Source organism: Haloglomus litoreum (assembly GCF_029338515.1).
Taxonomy (GTDB): domain Archaea; phylum Halobacteriota; class Halobacteria; order Halobacteriales; family Haloarculaceae; genus Haloglomus; species Haloglomus litoreum.
In genome coordinates, this window is the sequence record NZ_CP119988.1 from 119,743 (window position 1) to 139,982 (window position 20,240).

Consider the following 20,240-nt stretch of genomic DNA (forward strand, 5'->3'; position numbering starts at 1 on the left):
GAACTCGTCGGAGAAATCTATTGTGTGGGAATATCGTTCATAATGTGGCATATTCGAGCTGGGGGACGGAAGCTATTGGATAATCGTGCCGCCCCACCGATGCCGTCCGCTCGCCGTCCCGCCGGGGGTACTTGAACGCCCACAGCATTCGGGGTCGGGGGCCAGTCCGTCGCCGGGCGTACCTTCACTCGATGTACGCGACACGGGTCCGGGACCTGCTGGGTGGAAGCGTCGCGTCGACCGTGCTGACGATATCGCGGGCGGCGCTGGTCGGGGTCGCCGTCCTGTTCGCGGGGCTCCGGTTGGCCGGGCGGACGCCGTCGCTGCCGACCCAGGCCGCCATCTACCTCGTCGGGATGGTCGCACTGAACCTGCCACACGGCGGGTACGAGCACTTCGCCAACCTCCGGCGGCGGGCCCACGAGTTCCGCTACCGGTACGTGGTGGGGTACCTGGCGATGGCGGCCGCGTTCGCCGGCCTGTTCCTCCTCGCGCCCGTCGCCGGGCTGGCGCTGGCGGTCACCGTCGCCGTGCTGAAGGGCGGTGGCGGCGACCTGTACGTGCTCCGGGCCACCACGGGGACGAGCCACCTGCGCTCGCGGCCCCAGCGGTTGCTGGCGGTCGCGGCCCGCGGCGGCGCCGTCATGGCCGTCCCCATCGTCGCCTTCCCGGGGACGTTCCGGGCGTTCGGCGCGATGATGGTGGCGATGGTCGATCCGGGCGCGCTGGCGCCGGCCGCGAGCCACTTCGACACCACCCGGTGGCTGGTCGGCGGCGGGTACGGCGCGGTCGTGCTCGCGCACCTGGGCTGGGGGTTCCACACCCGGACCGGCGACGGCGCCTGGCTGGCCGACGCCGCCGAGACGCTGCTGCTGGTGGCGTACTTCACCGTCGTCCCTGTGGTGGTCGCGGTCGGGCTGTACTTCCCGCTGTGGTACTCGCTCCGGCAGGTGGCCCGGGAACTCGCCGTCGAGGCGCCCGCACTCGACGGCCCGGACCTGCTGGGCGGCGACGCGGCCAGCGCAGGGGCCGTCGCGCTCCGGGCGTGGGGGGTCCTCGTCGCCGGCGCGCTGGCGACGGCGGCCGTCGCGGTCGGCTTCTCGCTGGCGCTCCCGAACCCGCTCCCGACCGGGTCGCTCTACTACGACGGCGTCGCGTTCTGGAGCGTCTTCATCAGTGTCGTCGCGCTCCCGCACGTCGTCGTCGGGGCCGTTCTCGACCGGGACCGGGGCATCTGGCACGTTCCCTGAACCCCACCGGCTCCTGGCCGCTACAGCGTCCGCGACAGCCGGAGGGCGCCGCCGGTCGCGTCGTCGCGGGTGAAGCCGGCCGCCCGATAGAGCCGCCGCGCCCGCGTGTTCCCGCCGGCGACGGTGAGCCAGACGTCCGTCACGCCCGCCGTCCGGGCGTAGTCGAGCGCGGCCGGTAGCAGCGCCGACCCGACGCCGGCCTCCTGGTAGTCCTGGTGGACGAAGACGGCGAGTTCGTGGCTCCCCTCTCCGTCCGGGACGAACGCGACGTGCCCGACGACCCGGTCGCGGTGCCACGCCACCATGGACGGGCCCGCGAGCACCGCGTCCAGCCAGTCCTCGATTCCCGCGGGCCGGACCGGCGGAATCCCCTGGGCCCGTTCGGTCGGGTCGAACCTCGCGTACATGGCCACGAGCGCGGGCCGGACCGCCGGCCGGTAGGGGTGGAACCGGATCGGCCGTCCCTCGTCGTCCCTGACCGCGTCGAGCGGTGGCTCGTCGCCCCCGATTCGCGGGGCTCCGTCCCCGGATGGCGACCCCGTCGCGTCCGGCCGGCCGTCGGTGTGGGACTGCACGCGCCCCGGTACGTTACTAACAACTGTAAGTGACACGGCTAGGGATGATTATAATGTTAATTCAGTGGTGGCGTTCGAGACGGTCCTGTCAGCTGGGGTGGGCCGCCTCCCGACCGCCGTCGCGCCGCGCGTGGGGGCTCAGTCCGAGCGGAGTCCCATCCGCGAGAGCGGGCCCTCGCGCTCCGGGGTGGCGTCCTCGCGGACCGCGGCGGCCGCGTGCTCGCCACTGACGAGACACATCGGGACGCCGATACCGGGGTCGGTGAACGAACCGGTGTAGTAGAGCCCGTCCATCGCGTCCGAGGGGTGGCTCGGCCGGAGGGGGCCGGTCTGGGTGAGCGTGTGCGCCAGGCCGAGCGCCGTCCCCTGCGGGTAGCCGACGTTCGCGAACTCCGAGACGCAGGCCGACTCCTCGACGACGATCCGGTCCCGGAGGTCGACGCCGGCGTGTGCGGCCAGGTCGTCGAGCACCTGCTCGCGGTAGCGCGTCCGTGCCGTCGGACCGTCGTCCAGGCCGGGCGCGATGGGGACGAGGACGACGACCGTCTCGTGGCCGTCGGGGGCGACCGTGTCGTCCGTCCGGGACGGGACGTTCACGTAGTAGGAGGGGTTCGCGGGCCACCGCGGCGCGTCGAAGATGGCCTCGAAGTGGGCGTCCCAGTTCGTCGGCAGGACGAGCGTGTGGTGCTCCAGTTCCGGCAGTCGCCCCTCGACGCCCAGGTACAGCATGAACGCCGACGGGGCGTACGTCCGGTCGTCCCAGCGGCCGGGCCGGTGGTCCCGGGCGTCCGGCGGGAGCAGGTCCCGCTCGGCGGTGGCGGGCGGGACGTTGCAGACCACGCGGTCCGCCCGCGGGTCCGGCCCGTCGCCCGCCGTGGTCACGAACAGGCCGTCCGGGACGGACTCGACGGCGGTCACCTCGTGGCCGAGCCGGAACTCGACGCCCAGCCCCCGCGCCAGCGTCGCCATCGCGTCCACCACGGCCCGCATCCCGCCCGTCGGGTAGTAGACGCCCCCGTTCATGTCGACGTGGCTCATCAGCGAGTACAGCGCCGGGGTGTTGTACGGCGATCCGCCGAGGAAGACGAGCGTGTACTCGACGAGCTGGCGGAGCTTCCGGTGGTCGAAGAACTCGCGGACGTGGTCGTCCATCGACCCCAGCAGGGTGAGCCCGCGGGCCGCCCGCAGCAGTTCGGGGTCGACCCAGTCGCGCCACCGCGGCCGCCGCTCGTAGACGAACTCCGACATACCGACCTCGTAGGCCTCGGCGGCGCCCGCGAGGTACTCCTCGAGCGCGTCGCCGGCGCCGTCCTCGTAGGCCTCGAACAGCTCGCGCTGGCCCGCCCGATCGGCCGGCATCGTCGCGGTGTCGCCGTCCTTCCAGCAGACACGGTAGTTCGGGTCGAGCCGCGTCAGGTCGTAGTAGTCGGCGGGCTCGCGGTCGAACCGGCCGAAGAACCGCTCGAACGTCTCCGGCATCAGGTACCAGGAGGGGCCGGTGTCGAACCGGAAGCCGTCGCGCTCGATGCGCCCGGCGACCCCGCCCGGCTCGTCGCGCTGTTCGACCACGGTCACGTCGGCGCCGGCGTCGGCGAGATGGCACGCCGCCGAGAGCCCGCCGATGCCCGCGCCCACGACGACCACCGACTCCGAGGCGAGTGCGTTGCGGGTCATGGTCGCTGGCGGCCGTCCCCGGACGGGCCGGCCTCGGTACGAGGTACGCCCGGTGCCGGCCTCCCGGTACACCCCCAACCCTGTGGGGATTGAAGTGGCCGACGCCACCCGAACATCTTCGGCTCAAGTCCCAGGCCGCTCGGCCGTCGAATGCCGACGATGACGACCGAGACGCGGTCCAACGACGGCACCGAACTCGACGTGCGGGACGTTCCCCCGGCCGAGCGGCATGGACGCATCCACGACGCGTTCGCCGCGCTCGACCCGGGCGAGGCACTCACCATCGTCAACGACCACGACCCGAAGCCGCTGTTCTACGAGTTCCAGGCCGAGGTCGACGCGTTCGACGCCGACGCCTACCGGATGGAGCGCCGGGGGGTGAACGAGTTCGTCGCCACGCTCCCGAAGCGCGACCCCGGGGAGGTGGAGGGATGAGCGGCGCCGACGGGGCCGACGCCCGCGACCACGACCTCGACGCCGTCGACCCGGACGACGCCGTCGTCGTCGACCCCGCCGACCCCGGTCTCGCAGCGGATCACGACGGTTCCTGGTCGGTCAACCTCGAACAGCCGGTCCACGCCGAGGACCGCGACCGCCTCGTCCGGGCGGCGCTGCTGGCGGTCGAGCGGACCGCCCCCGGCCACCACGTCAATCTCGTCACGCACGGCGACCACGGCCACCCCGAGAGCTACCTGTACGAGGAACTCGACGCCCGCGACCTCGACCACGAGTTCGTCGAGCGCTGTGGCTGTGGCGGCTTCGTCACCCGGGTCCACGTCCGGGAGTGAGGGCGGCCGGTGCCCCGCCGCCCGAAGATGTTCGGGGCCACCGCCTCGGCGGTGGCGGGCCATCCCTCCGACATGGACCTCCCCTCGCCGTTCGGCACGGACGAGGCCGACTTCGACTCGTACGACCACTTCGTCCCCGACCATCTCCCCGACCCCGGGCCGTTCCTCGCCGACGCCGCGGTGCTGACCGGCGACACCCACGTCGCGTTCCACCGGACGACCCGCGACCTGTTCGAGGAGCGGTCGGTGAAGGACGCCACCTTCGGCTACAACCTCGCACGGCTCAACCTCGACACCCGGCACCCGGACGCGGGCTTTCGCTACGCCGAGGAGAGCGACGCCGTCCTCCGCGCCGAGTTCACGCCGACGACGGAGTTCTGCCCCCAGAGCGACACGCTCTGTGTCGGCGCCTTCCGCGCCTGGAACGCGCTGGCCGACCGCCACGGCTACGACCTCGTCCGGGTCCGGGTCGACCCGATGCACCAGCGCGCGCGGACCGTCAACGGCCGACTCCGGAGCCTGGAGACGAGCCACGCCGACGGCATCGACCTCGCGCCCGTCGAGCGCGAGGCCGCCGGTGGACTCCGCCGGGAGGACGACGCGCCGGACGACGCTGGTGGCGCGGGGACCGGAACCGGGCGCGCGGACGCCGGGACCGCCGACGATCCCGACGAGGGGCCCGCGACGCCGTTCTGACCGGCGGACGGTCACCCGGGGCGGCCGGTGTTCCCCGCCGGCCGCTCATCCGGGCACACGACCGCGTTATGCTGTCGCGGTCCGTCCGGACGGCTATGACCGACCTCCACTCCGACGCCGTGGCGCGATTGCTGGCGCGGGCGGGACCGCCGCGTGACGCGGTCCTGCGGGAACTGGATGCGCGCGCCGACCGCGAGGGGTTCCCGACCGTCGGTCCGGAGGTCGGGCGGGCGCTCGCACTCTGCGTACGGCTCATGGGGGCACGGACGGTTCTGGAGCTGGGCTCCGGCTTCGGATACTCCGCGTACTGGATGGCCCGTGCGCTCCCCGAGGGGGGGAGGGTGACCCTCACCGACCGCGATGCCGACCGCCTGGCCGACGCACGGTCGTCCTTCGAGCGCGGAGGGCTTGCCGACCGGGCCCTGTTCGAGCACGGTGACGCCGTCGCGTTCGCCGAGGCGTGTACCGACCGCTTCGACCTCGTCGTCCTGGACCACGACACCGCCGACTACGTTCGTGGCTTCGACGCCGTCCGCGACCTGGTGGTCCCGGGAGGGGCTGTCGTCACGGACAACGTCGCGGCCTACGGCGACGTGCTCACGCCCGATGGGCTGGCGGCGACGCTCGACGGCGAACCGGCGCCCAACGAGCGGACGCGGCTCGTCGCCGACTTCCTCGATCACGTCGGGGCAGCTCCCGGGTTCGAGACCTACCTCCTCCCGCTCGGCGAGGGGATGGCCGTCTCCTGCCGGGTCGGACGGGCCTGACCGCGACGCTCACCCGTCCGTGGTCGCCCGCGGCGCGAAGGTGACCACCGCTACGGCGTCGGTCTCGGCGCGCGGCGCCACCTCGCGGCGGCCGTCGAACCGGAGGAGGTCGCCCGCCTCGCAGTCGTACGCCTCCCCGTCGAGTTCGACCGTCATCCGGCCCTCGACGACGTGGAGCAGCACGTCCGACTCCGGGTGGGTGTGCGCCGGCATCGACCGGCCGGCGTCGAGCGAGAGCCGGACGGCGCGGGGCCGCGGCGTCTCGAACAGTTCGGCGTGCGGTTCCTCGGTCGGATCGTCGATGGAGACGTGTTCGGGCATGGGTCGGTGGTGCGTCGGTCAGTCGCTTGACTCCAGCGGCGCATCGAACGAGTCCGCCGCCGCGTCGGCGGGGCCGTCCTCGGATGCGTCCGGGGGCGTCCCCGCGAGGAGCCCCCGGAGCCCGCCGTGGACGTGGCGCCGGACGACGCGTCCGAGGTTCGCCGCGAACAGCGCCGCACCGGCGACGAGTGCGGCCGTGCCGGCGAGCCCGAGCGCGGCCACGATGTCGTCCGTCGGGAGTCCCCACACGTCGCCGGCGGCGGCCGCGGTCAGCAGGACCGTCGCCGCGACGAGCGCGCCGAAGTCGGCCGCGGCGAGGCGGCCGTCGTACAGCTCGTCCACCGACGGGACGGTGGCCAGTCCCAGCCGGTCGCTGTAGCGCTCCACCCAGACGAGGAAGGGGACGACGTGGTAGAGCGTCCCGGCCACGACGAGGGTGCAGACGCCCAGGACGAGCACCGGCGCCGCGACGGGTCCCCCGAGCGGGTGTCGGAGCGGGTTCGCCAGCCACGTCGGGACGGCCAGCGCGAGCCACGCGGGCAGCGCCATGGCGACGCCGGCGTACCGGGTCAGCGTCGGGGTCCGGGCGGCCCGCGCGCGGGCGAGCGTCCGGCCGAGCGCGACCGCGAACGCGGCCGTGCCCAGGCCCACTGCACCCACGCCCACGACCGCGACCGCGGGCACGGCCAGCAGCCGCCCGGCCGCGAGCACGAGTACGCCGCCCGGGAACAGCGCGGTCTCGGCGGCCAGGAGCCGGCGGTCGGTCGCGTCGGCCTCGACGTTGGTGAACATCGGAGCCAGTTGCGCGAGCGCGCCGAAGACGGTCGTCAGGACGATCCCGAGGACGGCGAGCGTGAGGTGTGCGGCCCGGAGCGCCCCCCGCCCGAGGCCCAGTTCGGCCGCGACCGGGCGGACGAACCCGGTCGCCAGCGCGGTCCCCGCGAGCGTCGCGAGCACGAGGAAGCCGAGCGCCAGCGCGAAGTGACGCTCCGTGTGGTCCCAGGGGCGGGCGCTCGCCAGCGTCCGTGCGAGGTTGTACGCGAACGTCCAGAACCCGGCGAGGACGGCCACCCCAGCCAGCCACAGGAGATCGAGCCGCCCGGCCAGGAGGCAGGCGACGAACCCGGTCAGCCCGGCGGTCAGCAGCCACAACTGCGCGCGCGCCAGCCGGCGCGAGTGGAGCGCGACGCCGGACCAGACGGGGACGAACTGCGTCATCGCGCCGGCGATGGTGACACAGACCCACCCCGTCAGGAGGAGGTGGGCCCGTGCGACGCCGGCGAGCGCGGGGGCGACGCCCAGCGCCGACGCGAGCCACAGGCCGGCGCCCGCGAGCAACAGCCCGACCGCGACCAGGAAGTGCAACAGCGGCACCCGGAGCGGCGGCCCGCGGGCCGTGTCCAGGTCGCCCGGGATGGCGGTGGCGCTCATATGCGAGGCCACGACCGCGCCCGCCGTCGCCGTGTCCCCGAAGATGTTCGGAGGCGGGCCGTTCTCCCTGGGCGCCTACGAGTCCGGCGGCGCCACGTCCAGGTCGGTGTCCAGGCGGTCGGCGACGAACGACTTCACGACGGCCTCCTCGGCGCGGTGGAGGATCTCGCTGAGCGTCGAGTTCGCCATCCCCAGCTCGTCGGCCAGGTCCGAGAGCGTCGTCGTGCGCGGGGTGTCGTAGTACCCCCGCTCCAGCGCCTCGAGCAGGACCTCGCGCTGTTTCTCGGTCAGCGGCGCGGCCGCCTCCACGGACTCGTACAGCCGGTCCAGCGAGTACGTCACGCCGAGGTCGTCGAAGGCCTCGCCCAGCGCCGCGATGCGGTCGCGCGAGGCCGTCAGTTCGAGATGCGCCCGGCCGTCCCGTATCTCGACCGGGAGCGACAGCGGCACGCCGGAGGCCTGCACCGAGGCCAGCAACAGCGGCTCCGTCGTCTCGAACTGGACCACGAGTCCCTCGGGGTCCCGCCGGATGGCCTCGACCGCCGTCAGTCCCGGCGCCTCGCGCATCCACTCGAGCACCGCGTCCGGCGTCTCGGTGCGGACCTCGACGAGGCCGAAGCCGTCCTCCTCGCGCGGCACCGCCGAGAGGACCCGGAACGTCGCCTCCGGGTACTCGCGGGACACCGCGCCGATCCAGACCGCCGGCGGCAGCGTGACCGTCACCTCCGCGTGGGGCATCACCGCCCACCTCGGGCCGGCGGCGGGTTAACGGTTCCCGTCGCGCCCGCCCGGGCTGCCCGGGGCGGATCTGGACGATTACAACTCGTATAGGGGTTCAGTGTTGTGCTGTATGGGTTCAAAATTACAATATCGTCGGTTGTTTGTCCTCTCTGGTACGTATCCGGCTGCCTCAATCGAGTCGCCCCGCGAACGACTCGCGCTCGTCGCGGTCCTCGTCGGGTGCGAGGCGGACCGCGCGGACCCGTTCGACCCCCTTGACCGTCCGGATGGAGTCGAGATCGGGGGCGACCAGGCGGGGGGCCCGCTCGCCGAGCGGGAGCCGGTCGCCGTCGCGCTCCAGCGCCAGGACCCCGTCCAGCGCCACCCGGAGCGGCACGCAGGCCGTGTAGTCCCCGCCCCCGGAGGCGACCACGAGATGCGTCGCCGTCCCGTCCACGTCGGCGAGGTCGAGCAGCCGGCCGACCGGGACGCCGCGCCACCAGCCGCCCCAGCGGTCGCCCGACCCGCACCGGTACTCGCAACTGCGGCTCTCGAACCGCTGGCCGAGCAGTCGCCGGTAGTCCAGCCGCGTCGTCGAGCCGTCGCGGTCGGCGACCAGGAGCCGGTAGTCGGTCCCCGCCCGCCGTGCCGGGTCGGTGCCGGCCCGGCCCTCGCGGGTGTCGCCGCCTCCCGCGTCCCCGGTGGTCCCCGCTCGCCCCGTCCGGTCGGGCCGGCGGCCGCGGTCGGTGGTCGTCACGGCTCCACCTCCCCACCGGTCTCGGCGGCGGCCGCCCGGGCCCGCCGGTGGTCCGCCGGCGTGTCCACGTCGAACAGGCACCGGCGGTCGGCGTCGGCCGGGCGGGTCTCGACCCGTTCGAGCGCGGCCACCAGCGCCCGGAGGCGGCGGGTCCCCTCGGCGAGGAGCCGCCGTCCCGCCCGCTCGACCGCGGCGGTCGGGTAGACCGCGTGGGTCGGGTCCGGCTCGCCGTCGACCGTCGCCAGGACGGCTGCCGGCTCGTCCCCGCCCGCGTCGTCGCGCTCGGCCCGTTCGAACAGGCGCGTCACGAGCGCCGGCGCGACGAACGGCTGGTCGCCGGCCACCACCGCCAGCCGCGGCGCCTCGACCGCCGCCGCGCCGGCGACCAGGCCGGCCAGCGGCCCCCGGTCCGCGATGGGGTCGACGGCGTCGCTGGCGCCCCAGGCGTCGCCGACGAACCCTGCGACCGCGCCACTCCCCGCCGCGACGATGAAATCGCGCCGGAGGAGGCTCATGCGACACTACCTCCGTCGACCCGCGGGACGGTCGGGTATATCACGGCCGTCGGTTGGACGGACCACCGAATAGCATCCCTTCCCGGTTCCCACGCCCTCGTATCGGCCACCGAACCTGTTCGGCGACAGCTTCAAGGGGGTGGTTCCCACGGTCTGGGACCGAGGCCCCCCGTTCGTGGTCCGGGCGCCCCGTCTCCCGCCCATGCGACCGACCGACGTCGACACCGACCGGCGACCGTTCGTCCTCGTCTGGGAGGTGACGCAGGCGTGCGACCTCGCGTGCGACCACTGTCGCGCCGACGCCCACCCCGAGCGCCACCCGCGCGAACTCACGACCGCGGAGGGGCGAGCCCTGCTGGACGATGCCGCCCGCTTCGCCGACGGGGCCGACACGGACACCGAGCAACTCGTCGTCCTCTCCGGCGGCGACCCGATGAAGCGCCCGGACCTCCCCGAACTCGTCCGCCACGGGACCGACGCCGGCTGCCGCATGACGCTCACGCCCTCCGGGACCGCGGGGCTCGACCGCGAGGCGCTGGCGGAACTCCACGGGCGAGGGCTCCGTCGGCTGGCGCTCAGTCTCGACGGCGGCGACGCCGCGAGCCACGACGCCTTCCGCGGGGAGACCGGCAGCTTCGAGACGACCGTCCGCGCGGCCGAGCACGCCCGCGAACTCGGCCTCCCGCTCCAGGTCAACACCACCGTCTGTGCCGACACCGTCGAGGAGCTGCCGGCCATCCGCGACCTGGTGCGCGATCTGGGCGCGGTGCTGTGGTCGGTGTTCTTCCTCGTCCCCGTCGGTCGGGGGGCGACGCTCGACCCGGTTCCGCCGGCACGCGCCGAGCGCGTGATGGAGTGGCTCCACGAGGTCCGCGCGGATGCCCCGTTCGCCGTCAAGACGACCGAGGCGCCGTTCTACCGGCGTGTCGCGATGCAGCGCGCACGGGAGGAAGCGGAGGGGGGGCCGGATGGTCCCCCGTCGGGCGCGATGGAGCGCCGCACCGGCATCGTCGCCGGCGACGGGTTCGCCTTCGTCAGCCATGTCGGCGACGTCTACCCCTCGGGCTTCCTCCCCGAACCCGCGGGCAACGTCCGCGAGTCGTCCGTCGTGGACATCTACCGCGAGGCCGACCTCTTCCGGCGGCTGCGCGACCGTGACGCCCTCTCCGGGAAGTGCGGCGCCTGCGAGTTCCGTGCGGTCTGCGGTGGCTCGCGCTCGCGGGCCTACGCCCACACCGGCGACCCGCTCGCCAGCGACCCGCTCTGCCCGTACGTCCCCGAGGGCTACGACGGACCGGTTCCCGGGCCTGCCCACGAGCCGCGGGAGTTCACAACGGGAGATTGAATCTAGCTCTGAAAACTCCGAACAATCTGAAAATATTCGATGTTGTGGGTTTATATTGCTCTCGCGAGATATCTCTCCACCCCGAACGTGTTCGGGGGAAGGGTCTCGTGGCTCGTCGGTCATCCCTCGCCCGATGACCGCGACGACCGACCGCGGCGCCGAACTGCGCGAGCTGGCCGCCGACATCGCCGCACATCCGGCGGTGGCGGACGCGTGGCTGGCGAAGAGCTTCACCGACCGGGTGCTGGTGGTGACGGTCGAGTCCGGCGCGACGCTGCCCGATGCGGTCCGCGAGCGCCTCGCCGCGCACGACTGCCGTGGCGCCAACGCGGTGTACGACACGGACGGCCCGGACCCCTCCGCGATGGGCGCGGCGGGCACGGACGAGGGCCAGCGCCACCGCTTCGTGGACACCCGGACGCGGGGCGAGTACCAGTCGTACGTGATCGATTGACCACCCGAACACGTTCGGGAGAACGGCGAGGGGGGAGGCCCCCGTGTCCCCGCTCATGTCCCGAGTGAGACCCACTCCGGAGTTCGAGCACGCGCCGACCGATCGCCCCCGGGAGCGGCTCGACCACGTCGCGGCCGGGCCACCGACGCCGCTGAAGGAGACGCTCGAACGGCTGGCGGAGGTGCCCGACGAGACCGTCCTGGTGCAGTTCAACGACCGCGCACCACAGCACCTCTACCCGAAACTCGAGGACCGTGGCTACCAGTTCGAGACCGTCGAGACCGACGAGGCGGTGGTGACGGCCATCTGGCGGTGAGCGGGCAGCGGGCGGATGCCGCCCTCACACCAGCCGTGTCAGCACCAGCCCGCTCCCGAAGATGAGCGCGTTGTAGCCGCCGTGGGCGACCATCGCCGCGACGAGGGAGCCGGTCCGCTCGTAGAGCCAGCCGAACGAGAGGCCGACGAGGAGGATGACGCCGAGCGAGAGCGCCGCGCTCGGCCCCGAGGTCACCACGAGCGTCGGGACGTGGACGACCGCGAACAGGAGGCCGGCGCCGAGGATGGCGCCGGTCGCCGCGAACCGCTCGCGGAGGTACTTCTGTATCGTGCCCCGGAACAGCAGCTCCTCGGCGGGGCCGACGACGAGGATGGACGCGGGGATCATCACGGCCAGCAGCGTCTCGACCGGGATGGGCGCGTCGACCAGCGACGGCGGCGAGGGGTCGAGCCCGAGCGCCACCGCGCCGGCCACCACGACCGTCCGGAACACGAACGCCCCGAGGATGACGGCAGCGACCAGCCCCCACGAGCCCGGCAGCCCGCGGTCGACGTACGCCAGCCCCCGGTCCGTGATGAGGACGAAGAAGGCGGCCGCGGCCACGAACCCCGCCTCCCCCAGCACGACCGAGAGCACGAACGTCTCCAGGGTCGCCGCCCCGAGGAGGACGGCCGGGAGCGCGAGGAGGGTCGACATCACGACGCCGAGGACGGTGAGGGCCACGGCGCCGCCGACGTACCACCAGCCGGAGCGCCGGCCGGCCGCCGGTGGGGCGGTCGTAGACGCAGCGGGCATGGTCGCACTTCGGCGACGGAGATGAAGAATCCGGTGCCGGCTGCGGCGGGGGTTCGGGTCCCTCTAGGCCAGCATCGCGAGCACGGCCCGTTCGGTCCATGATGGCCCCGTTATCGGGTATTCACCGGATCGAGACGCCGCGTGTCGTGGCCGACGCGATCGGTCCCCGCCCCGTTCTCAGGCGTACTGTTCGATTAGCGACGCCAGTTCGGGCTTCTGCCGGACGCCGACGACCCGCTCGACCGGCTCGCCGTCGGCGAACAGGTACATCGTCGGGACGCCCTGGACCTGGTACTGCGCGGCGAGCTGGCGCTGCTGGTCAACGTCCACCTTCGCGACGGTCGCATCCGTCTCGGCCGCGAGATCCGCGACGATGGGTTCGAGCATCTTGCAGGGTCCACACCAGTCCGCGTAGAAGTCGACGAGGACGACTCCGCCCTCGTCGAGGAGAGACTGGAACTCGTCCGGCCCGTCGACGTGGACCGGATCGCCGTGGTTCGGAGCGCTGCCTTCATCCGATTCAGCCCGTGCTCGCAGTTCCTCGGCCTTCCGTACTCGTGCCTCCGACAGGTCGCTGTCTGATTCGCTCATCGGCACACCATACTCGCCTGTTGGATTTAAGAGTTTTGCACAATTTGGACAAGATAGTGGTGCCCCCGACTCCTGGGCTCCGGTCTGCGCGGCAGCGCCCGACGAGGTGAAGACATCGTTCCTGGCGCGACCCCGGCGTTCAGTTCCGCCCCGGAACCCGACTGCTTTTGCCGACGCCCGCACCACCCTGCTGGCATGACAGACTCGCCCGACGACGGAGGGGACCGCGACTGGTTCGGCACCGGGGAGCCGACCGAGGCGTCGGGCATCGTCGGCGAGTACGTCGCCCTCGCGCGCGAGGCCGAGGCGGACGTGCTGGCGATGCAGATGGGTGATTTTTACGAGTTCTTCGGGGAGGACGCCGAACTCGTCGGCGCGGAGCTGGACCTGAAGGTCTCGCAACGGTCGTCGGGCGGCGAGAACTACGCGATGGCCGGCGTCCCGGTGGACGACCTCGCACCGTACCTGAAGGCGCTCGTCGAGCGCGGCTACCGGGTCGCGGTGGCCGACCAGCATCCCGTCGATGACGGCCACGAGCGCCGGGTCGACCGCATCGTCACGCCGGGGACGCTGCTCGACCCGAGCGGCGACGACGCACAGTACCTCGCGACGCTGGTGCGCGGTGACGACCGTGGCGAGCCGACCGTCGGCCTCGCCTTCCTCGACGTGACGACCGGGCGCTTCCACGCCACCGCCGTTTCGGGCCCGGACGCCGAGTCGCGCGCGCTGACCGAGTGCTACCGCTTCGCCCCGACCGAGGTGCTGCCGGGTCCCGACGCCCGCAACGACGACGCGCTGCTGGAGCGGCTGCGCGAGTCGCTCGGCGCCGACGGTGGCGAGACGCGGCTCACGCTCCACGACGCCGAGGCGTTCGCGCCCGGCCGGGCGAAGCACACCCTGCGCGAGCAGTTCGGCGACGGCGCCGCCCAGAGCGTCGGGCTCGACTCGGAGGCCGCTATCCAGGCCGCGGGCGCGGCGCTTGCGTACGTCGCGGAGACGGGCGTGGGCGCGCTGGCGTCGGTCTCGCGCATCCAGGCGTACACACCCGACGACCACGTCTCGCTCGACGCGACCACCCAGCGCAACCTCGAACTCACGGAGCCGATGACCGGCAACGGCCGGTCGCTGTTCGACACGCTCGACCACACGGAGACGAGTGCGGGTCGGCGCCTCCTGAAGGAGTGGCTCGGCCGCCCGCGCCGCGACCGCGCGGAACTCGAACGCCGGCAGGGTGCGGTCGCGGCGCTCGCCGCCGACGCGATGGCCCGGGACCGCCTGCGCGAGACGCTCGACGGGACCTACGACCTCGAACGGCTGGCCTCGCGCACGGCGTCGGGGAGCGCCGGCCCGGACGCCCTGTTGCGGGTGCGCGAGACGCTCGCCGAGTTGCCGGCGCTCGTGGAGGCCGTCGAGGCCTCGCCCCGGCTCGCGGACTCGCCGGTCGCCGACCTGTTCGCCGACCTCGACCGCGAATCGGCCCGCGAGGTCCGCGAGGAACTGGAGGCCGCGCTCGCGGACGACCCGCCGAAATCGCTGACCGCGGGCGGATTGATTCGCCCCGAGTACGACGAGGAACTCGCGGAACTGGTCGAGCACCACGACGAGGCCGCCGAGTGGCTCGACTCGCTCGCCGCACGCGAGAAGCGCGAACACGGCCTCACGCACGTCTCCGTCGGCCGGAACAAGACGGACGGCTACTACATCCAGGTCGGCAAGAGCGAGTCCGACGACGTCCCCGACCACTACGAGGCCATCAAGACGCTGAAAAATAGCGAGCGGTTCGTCACCGAGGACCTGGAGGAGCGCGAGCGCGAGATCATGCGCCTCGAGGAGCAGCGCGGCGACCTCGAGGCCGAGGTGTTCCGCGACCTGCGCGAGCGGGTGGGCGCCCACGCCGAGTTGCTGCAGGCCGTCGGGCGCGCGTTCGCGGAACTCGACACGCTCTGTTCGCTCGCCGAGCACGCCGTGCGCAACGACTGGGTCCAGCCCGAGTTGACCGACGAAGACGTGCTCGATCTGCGGGCGGCCCGGCACCCGGTCGTCGAGCAGTCCGTCGAGTTCGTCCCGAACGACCTGCGGCTGGACCGCGACCGGCGCTTCCTGCTGGTGACGGGCCCGAACATGAGCGGGAAGTCGACGTACATGCGCCAGGCCGCCCTCGTGACGCTGCTCGCGCAGGTCGGGTCGTTCGTCCCGGCACGGGAGGCACGGGTGGGGCTCGTGGACGGTGTCTACACGCGAGTTGGGGCGCTCGACGAACTCGCGCAGGGCCGCTCGACGTTCATGGTCGAGATGCAGGAGCTGTCCAATATCTTGCATAACGCCACCGAGGACTCGCTCGTCATTCTGGACGAGGTCGGGCGCGGGACGGCGACGTACGACGGGATTTCGATTGCCTGGGCGGCTACTGAGTGGCTGTCTTCGGCACAGGCTACCGCCCCGTCGCCGAAGGTACTGTTCGCGACTCACTACCACGAGCTGACGATGCTGGCCGACCACATCGACACGGTGGAGAACGTCCACGTCGCGGCGGACGAGCAGGACGGCGACGTGACCTTCCTCCGGACGGTCCGTGACGGTGCAGCCGATCGCTCGTACGGGATCCACGTCGCGGAACTCGCGGGTGTTCCCGATCCGGTCGTCAAGCGCTCTCGCGAGGTGCTCCAGCGCCTGCGTGACGAAGAGGCAATCGACGTGCGCGGGAGCGAGGACGAGGTGACCGGCGAGTCGAAACAGGTCGTCTTCGACCTCGGGTCCGGGCAGCTCCGGGGCCAGGCCTCCGCCGACGGTGGCGACGGTGAGACAGTCGACCCTGTCACCGAGTCCGTACTGGAGGAGTTGCAGGGCGTGGATGTCGAGGATACGTCACCCGTGGAGTTGCTCTCGCAGGTGCAGGAGTGGCAGCGGCGGCTCGACGACTGACCACGGCGCCGGCGTGAGGAGTTGGTCGCTGTCCGCTCGAGACCCGTTTCAACGTCCCGGCACGCCGTGTGGTCCGGACCATCACCGAGCCGTCAGTAACGGAGCCACTTATCCACCTATGCGCTGAGATGTAGATATGGGCGGCATCGAGCTTCGAGATGGAACGCTCATCGTCAGGCGAGAGCCGAACCGACTCGACGAGCTGGCGATCGAGTTCTCAGCTATTCTCGATCGGTTCAGCATCGACCACGTCTACATTGCAGGGTATATCTCCATCCTCGCGGGTCGCGCTCGGTCGACCGAAGACGTCGACGTCCTCATCCAACCCATCGACGAAGGGACCGCAGAGGATCTCGCTGAGACGTTGACGGAGAAGGACTTCTGGGGTGTGGCTATGCCACTCTCCTCGATGTATGAGATGCTCTCGAACGGTGACAACATCTGGGTCGCCCCCGAAGATCAGGTCACGCCCCATCTCGAGGTGAAGTTCGTCCGCGACGAGTTCGACCGCGCGTCTCTCGAGAACGCGATCACTGCTCGCATCGGTGGCGAGACTATTCCGATCGGTCCGCTGGAACTCCAGATCGCCTACAAACTCCATCTTGGCGCCCAGAAAGACATCGAAGACGCAGTCCACCTCTACACGCTCTTCGAGCAAAGCCTTAGTGTCGCTCGCCTCGAAGAATGGGTAACGCGCCTCGGTGTCGAAGACGAATATGAGCGACTCAAACGTGCCTGACTTCCTCGACGGGAAACACGAGAAGAACCGCCAGCAGCGCATCGAGGCGGTCAAGCACTGGGTCGAGTACATCAAGTCCGAGCCGCCGGAGAAATGGGGGCCACAGCAGAACACTGTCGTCAACGATCAGCTCGAAGCCGCGCAGAGTGTTCCCACGTCCGCTTCCCACCAACAGCACGTGAAAGACGTCGCCAGAGAGATCGCCGATGCGCAGGACAATTCTGACGAGAGTTCGGAGAAGTGACCTCCTCCTCGCCGTGAACGGCGAGGCTTCCCACGGCACCGCACCGCTGGTTTGGGATATTTGCTGGTTGACGACTCGTCGGCATGACGAGCCGATGGCGGGGCCACACCGCCGTTACTCCTATCCCCAGCAGGGGACTCAGAGTTATCTGAACCGAGACACCACAGCGGTTCGAGAGGGTGTCTCGAACGTTCTGGCTCTCGGAGTCCCCGATATTGTGCATTTAGGGGGCGGTGGAAGCCGCCTCGGTGCACGTCATGCTACGACGCGATGATAGTTAAATATCCGTATCAGCGTCAGAACGTTGTCTGTGGGGGATTGTCGGATTCGCGCCCGCCGTAAACGGCGGGATTCTCTCCTCGCGGAAAGATAGTGACTGAGGCAGTCATCGAGCAGGGCATCGAACTGCTCGACGAATAGGGGCAGTCGTCATCCTTCCGGCGTGTGGAGCAGCAATCGGCGCCACGACCGAGATCCTCTGACCGGCGGTCGAGCGGCTGTTCGAGTGGCGGTTGCCGTCGCTGTCCGACGAACGGTAGCCGCTCTGGTACGCGCTCGGGTCGTTCTACTCAGTGGGGTCCGTTCGGTCGGCTCGGCGGAGCAGCTTCAGCGAAACAACAGCGAAGTTCGCTCAACATCATGTATACGCTGTACAGCATCCGCAGGACCGTTCCGGTCGTCATGAACAGAAGGCCAGCAGTCGGGACGAGCCACGCGACCCCCGGGCAGACGGACCGGGCGACTACCGAAGCCAAGACGAGTCCGGCGGTCTGCACGAGCGACTGAGCGATGGTGCCAGCGAGGAACCTGAATCTGGCTGTGAGTCCGACGAGGATGAGGACACCTGCGAGCGCTAGGTCCAGCAGGACCGGCAGCGGGGGTACAGCTTCGGGAAGCAGCCCTGCGGGGTTCGGGAGTGTCCGGATCGAGATCGCCGATGTCAAGCAGACCGTCGCGTTCGGCGATGTCGTCGAACGCCTGAGTTACTACGAGTAGCAGCGGCGAGCGTCGGTGACCGTTCGGCCGAGTCCGGAACCGCAAGGCGTTAGCCGCTCCGGTCGAACAGTCGTTCAGTAACCCCTCAGATGCAGTTCGCCGTGCTCGCCCGCGACGACGCCGTCTCTCCCGTCGTCGGCGTCGTCCTCCTCGTCGCGGTGGTCGTCCTGCTCTCCTCGACCGTCGGGACGGTCGCGCTCGGGCTGACCGAGGGGCTCTCGTCCTCGCCGCCGCGGGCGGTCCTCGCCTTCGAGTTCGAGGAGCGAGGGGGGTCGAAGGACCAGGGGCTCGACGACGGCGCGGCGGTCGAATCCGGGCGCGGCGGCGACCTCACCATCACCCATGCCGGCGGTGACGTCCTCCCCGGCAACGACCTCCGGCTCCGGGACGACGACGGCGGTGACCTGGCGTTCCCGGGCGGCCCGGTCGGGCTGTTCGGCGACCCGCCGTACCCGGTCTCGGCCGGCGACAGCGTCGAGGTCCCGGTCAACTCCGACGACACCGTCCGGGTGGTGTGGGTCGGCGAAGAGGGCGAGACGGCCGTCGTCGGCTCCTGGCGGGGTCCCGATTCGGGTTGAGCCGACCGCTCGTCTCGTCGGGGTACCGCCGCGCCTACGGCGACAGCAGCCGCCCCAGGCGCCGGACCATCCCGCCGAGCAGGCCCGTCTCGCCGTCGTTCTCGTCGCCCCCTTCCTCGGCGCTCCCGTCCGCTTCCGCCTCGGATTCGGTCCCGTCGACCGCCTCGCGCTCGCCGACAGCGAGCGCGACGGTCACACCCTCGTCGCGCCCGACGGTGACGGTCAGTTCGTCGGCCGCGGGTTCCCACGCGCCCTCGCGTTCGGCCACGATGCCGGCGTCGGCGAGTTCCTCCAGCCGGTCTCGGACCTCGCGCATGTCGAGGTTGCACGCCCGGGCCAGCTCCCCAGTCGAGGCGGGGCCCTCGCGGTAGAGGTGGTCGAGCAGCCGGAGGCTCAGCCACGAGGTGGCGACGGCGGCCCGGTGGGCCTCGCGGGCGACCGTCCTGTCGAAGAACCGGCGGAGTTCTGCCTCGGAGGGGACGGACATACTAGCTCTGTGTCAGGTTGGAGAGTTCGCGGCTGGTCTGTTCGGTGGGCTTGTACTCGATGCCGCGATTCCCCTCCGTCGCGCGGATGAGGCCCTCCTTCTCCAGTTCGGTCAGGGCCTCCTGGACGTGGTAGGAGCTGGCGCCGAGCGCCTCGGTGATGCCGTTGGCCGTGCTTGGCCCCTGCTCGGCGAGGACCTCGACCACGTCGGCGGCGTGGCCCGAGAGCTGCTCGAGTTTCCGCGAGGTCTCCTCGGCGAGCGTCGCCCGGACGAACTCGAAGTCGAGGACCTCCCGGTCGGCGCGCGCGCCGGCCTCGATGACCTCGTTGCACTCGCGGCGGATGTGGCGCGGGTACGGGGTGATGTCCTGGTGGACGAGCTCGATGGCCTCGCGGGTGAACGGCGCGAGGTCGCCCTCGTCGTGGGCGCAGCCGTCGCCGTCGCCCCACTCGCTCTCACGGCAGTAGTAGCGCAGGCGCTTGTTGACGAGTTCGATGACACCGTCGATGTCGAGTCCCGACAGCGTGATTTCGTCGCCGATGCGGTCCGACAGCGGCTCGATGCGGCCGTGGATCTGATCGAGCATGTGGGCGGTGCCGTTGAAGACGAGCACCGGCTCCCAGTTCTCCACGTCGCGCTGGAGGTGGAGGATCTGGCGCAGGGTGCCCTCGCTCCCGTTGATGACCTCGTCGTAGAAGACGACCGTCCGGACGCCGTCCTCGTAGCGCCGCTCCAGCGCGTCGGCCACGTCGTCGTACAGCTCCGTGCTGGTGGCCGTCGAGTCGACCGGCTCGCCCAGCTCGTCGAGGATGCGTTTGGCCATCGTCTTGCTGAACCGGCCCTTCTGGACCGCGACGAAGACGGGCTCGTATCCCTCGACCTCCGTCAGGACCTCGTACATCGTCTTCGTCAGGATGGTCTTGCCCGTGCCGAACGGGCCCGTGATGAACGTGTTGACGTTGCGCTGGATGTTCTCGCGGAGCCGCCGGAGTTCGTCCTCGTAGCCGGCGAACAGGCGCGGGTCGGGCCACTTCTCGGCGAACGGGTTCGTCCGGAACCGGTGGCCGTCGACCGCGTACGGCCAGCTCCCCCCGCTCTCGAACTCCCCCTTGATCTCCGAGACGATGTCGTCGACCATCGGTTACCTCGGGCTTCCGCGCCCCGGCCCTTCAACGTAGCGGGTGTATCGGCCGTATCTGCTGTGGAGGCTGTATCGTCTCGATGGAATGATCCACGCAACCGACTCTAACAACTCTAGTAACTCAATCAACTCGACTAGCAGTAACTACTATACAAGCGGCATCCGTGCGGCCCGATG

Annotated in this window: 23 protein-coding genes; 12 read left to right on the forward strand and 11 right to left on the reverse strand. The window is 71.2% G+C overall.

Going from position 1 to position 20,240, the window contains the following annotated elements:
* Positions 1–191 precede the first annotated feature (191 nt).
* A complete protein-coding gene (locus tag P2T62_RS00540) occupies positions 192–1,250 on the forward strand; it encodes a Brp/Blh family beta-carotene 15,15'-dioxygenase (protein WP_276259536.1) in 1,059 nt (352 codons plus the stop codon).
* Positions 1,251–1,270: 20 nt separating this feature from the next.
* Here the strand turns inward: P2T62_RS00540 and P2T62_RS00545 are convergent, their stop codons facing one another.
* A complete protein-coding gene (locus tag P2T62_RS00545; RefSeq protein ID WP_276259537.1) occupies positions 1,271–1,825 on the reverse strand; it encodes a GNAT family N-acetyltransferase in 555 nt (184 codons plus the stop codon).
* A gap of 138 nt (positions 1,826–1,963) precedes the next feature.
* On the reverse strand, positions 1,964–3,499 hold the full coding sequence (locus P2T62_RS00550) for a phytoene desaturase family protein (RefSeq protein ID WP_276259538.1): 1,536 nt from the start codon (positions 3,497–3,499) through the stop codon (positions 1,964–1,966).
* Positions 3,500–3,658: 159 nt separating this feature from the next.
* On the opposite strand from P2T62_RS00550, the gene P2T62_RS00555 reads away from it, so the two are divergent.
* The 4 genes from P2T62_RS00555 to P2T62_RS00570 all read left to right on the forward strand — a co-directional run bounded on the left by P2T62_RS00555 (position 3,659) and on the right by P2T62_RS00570 (position 5,750).
* Positions 3,659–3,934 carry a DUF2249 domain-containing protein gene (locus P2T62_RS00555; protein ID WP_276259539.1) on the forward strand — a complete coding sequence of 92 codons (276 nt, stop codon included), beginning with the start codon at positions 3,659–3,661 and terminating at the stop codon, positions 3,932–3,934.
* On the forward strand, positions 3,931–4,287 hold the full coding sequence (locus tag P2T62_RS00560; protein ID WP_276259540.1) for a CGCGG family putative rSAM-modified RiPP protein: 357 nt from the start codon (positions 3,931–3,933) through the stop codon (positions 4,285–4,287). Before P2T62_RS00555 ends, P2T62_RS00560 begins: the two co-directional genes overlap by 4 nt.
* Before the next feature lie 72 nt (positions 4,288–4,359).
* Positions 4,360–4,983: a DUF7998 family protein gene (locus P2T62_RS00565; protein WP_276261662.1), complete on the forward strand. Its 624-nt coding sequence runs from the start codon at positions 4,360–4,362 to the stop codon at positions 4,981–4,983.
* A 95-nt stretch (positions 4,984–5,078) separates the two neighbouring features.
* Complete coding sequence (locus P2T62_RS00570; protein WP_276259541.1) at positions 5,079–5,750, forward strand: O-methyltransferase; 672 nt, start codon at positions 5,079–5,081, stop codon at positions 5,748–5,750.
* Positions 5,751–5,759: 9 nt separating this feature from the next.
* On the opposite strand, the gene P2T62_RS00575 is transcribed toward P2T62_RS00570, so the two are convergent.
* The 5 genes from P2T62_RS00575 to mobA form a co-directional block, all read right to left on the reverse strand.
* Positions 5,760–6,071, reverse strand: coding sequence for a cupin domain-containing protein (locus tag P2T62_RS00575; RefSeq protein WP_276259542.1), 312 nt, complete (start codon positions 6,069–6,071; stop codon positions 5,760–5,762).
* A gap of 18 nt (positions 6,072–6,089) precedes the next feature.
* The gene (locus P2T62_RS00580; protein WP_276259543.1) at positions 6,090–7,502 is read right to left on the reverse strand and encodes a hypothetical protein; all 1,413 of its coding nucleotides are present in this window, start codon (positions 7,500–7,502) and stop codon (positions 6,090–6,092) included.
* Between the two features lie 75 nt (positions 7,503–7,577).
* Positions 7,578–8,240, reverse strand: a complete 663-nt coding sequence (locus P2T62_RS00585; RefSeq protein ID WP_276259544.1) for a helix-turn-helix domain-containing protein — start codon at positions 8,238–8,240, stop codon at positions 7,578–7,580.
* A gap of 172 nt (positions 8,241–8,412) precedes the next feature.
* Positions 8,413–8,979 carry a molybdopterin-dependent oxidoreductase gene (locus P2T62_RS00590; RefSeq protein ID WP_276259545.1) on the reverse strand — a complete coding sequence of 189 codons (567 nt, stop codon included), beginning with the start codon at positions 8,977–8,979 and terminating at the stop codon, positions 8,413–8,415.
* Positions 8,976–9,494 (reverse strand): molybdenum cofactor guanylyltransferase, encoded by a 519-nt coding sequence (mobA, locus tag P2T62_RS00595; protein WP_276259546.1) that lies wholly within the window; start codon positions 9,492–9,494, stop codon positions 8,976–8,978. The genes P2T62_RS00590 and mobA overlap by 4 nt, the downstream gene beginning before the upstream one ends.
* 202 nt (positions 9,495–9,696) lie before the next feature.
* Between mobA and P2T62_RS00600 the strand changes: the two genes are divergently transcribed.
* The 3 genes from P2T62_RS00600 (at position 9,697) to P2T62_RS00610 (ending at position 11,609) form a co-directional block, all read left to right on the forward strand.
* On the forward strand, positions 9,697–10,839 hold the full coding sequence (locus P2T62_RS00600; protein ID WP_276259547.1) for a TIGR04053 family radical SAM/SPASM domain-containing protein: 1,143 nt from the start codon (positions 9,697–9,699) through the stop codon (positions 10,837–10,839).
* Positions 10,840–10,972: 133 nt separating this feature from the next.
* On the forward strand, positions 10,973–11,293 hold the full coding sequence (locus tag P2T62_RS00605) for a hypothetical protein (RefSeq protein ID WP_276259548.1): 321 nt from the start codon (positions 10,973–10,975) through the stop codon (positions 11,291–11,293).
* Between the two features lie 55 nt (positions 11,294–11,348).
* Positions 11,349–11,609, forward strand: a complete 261-nt coding sequence (locus tag P2T62_RS00610; protein ID WP_276259549.1) for a DUF2249 domain-containing protein — start codon at positions 11,349–11,351, stop codon at positions 11,607–11,609.
* A gap of 24 nt (positions 11,610–11,633) precedes the next feature.
* Here the strand turns inward: P2T62_RS00610 and P2T62_RS00615 are convergent, their stop codons facing one another.
* Both P2T62_RS00615 and trxA read right to left on the reverse strand, forming a co-directional pair.
* Entirely contained in the window at positions 11,634–12,365 is a 732-nt protein-coding gene (locus P2T62_RS00615; protein WP_276259550.1) for a CPBP family intramembrane glutamic endopeptidase, read from the reverse strand.
* Positions 12,366–12,542: 177 nt separating this feature from the next.
* A complete protein-coding gene (trxA, locus tag P2T62_RS00620; RefSeq protein WP_276259551.1) occupies positions 12,543–12,956 on the reverse strand; it encodes a thioredoxin in 414 nt (137 codons plus the stop codon).
* A gap of 195 nt (positions 12,957–13,151) precedes the next feature.
* On the opposite strand from trxA, the gene mutS reads away from it, so the two are divergent.
* From mutS to P2T62_RS00640, 4 genes are all read left to right on the forward strand, one after another.
* Positions 13,152–15,878 carry a DNA mismatch repair protein MutS gene (gene mutS, locus P2T62_RS00625; protein WP_276259552.1) on the forward strand — a complete coding sequence of 909 codons (2,727 nt, stop codon included), beginning with the start codon at positions 13,152–13,154 and terminating at the stop codon, positions 15,876–15,878.
* A gap of 136 nt (positions 15,879–16,014) precedes the next feature.
* Positions 16,015–16,617 (forward strand): hypothetical protein, encoded by a 603-nt coding sequence (locus P2T62_RS00630; protein WP_276259553.1) that lies wholly within the window; start codon positions 16,015–16,017, stop codon positions 16,615–16,617.
* Positions 16,595–16,861, forward strand: coding sequence for a DUF8150 family protein (locus tag P2T62_RS00635; RefSeq protein WP_276259554.1), 267 nt, complete (start codon positions 16,595–16,597; stop codon positions 16,859–16,861). The genes P2T62_RS00630 and P2T62_RS00635 overlap by 23 nt, the downstream gene beginning before the upstream one ends.
* A 1,085-nt stretch (positions 16,862–17,946) precedes the next feature.
* On the forward strand, positions 17,947–18,435 hold the full coding sequence (locus tag P2T62_RS00640; RefSeq protein WP_276259555.1) for a type IV pilin domain-containing protein: 489 nt from the start codon (positions 17,947–17,949) through the stop codon (positions 18,433–18,435).
* Between the two features lie 34 nt (positions 18,436–18,469).
* On the opposite strand, the gene P2T62_RS00645 is transcribed toward P2T62_RS00640, so the two are convergent.
* Positions 18,470–18,922, reverse strand: coding sequence for a winged helix-turn-helix domain-containing protein (locus P2T62_RS00645; RefSeq protein ID WP_276259556.1), 453 nt, complete (start codon positions 18,920–18,922; stop codon positions 18,470–18,472).
* Position 18,923: 1 nt separating this feature from the next.
* Entirely contained in the window at positions 18,924–20,060 is a 1,137-nt protein-coding gene (locus P2T62_RS00650) for an AAA family ATPase (RefSeq protein WP_276259557.1), read from the reverse strand.
* Between the last annotated feature and the right edge of the window lie 180 nt (positions 20,061–20,240).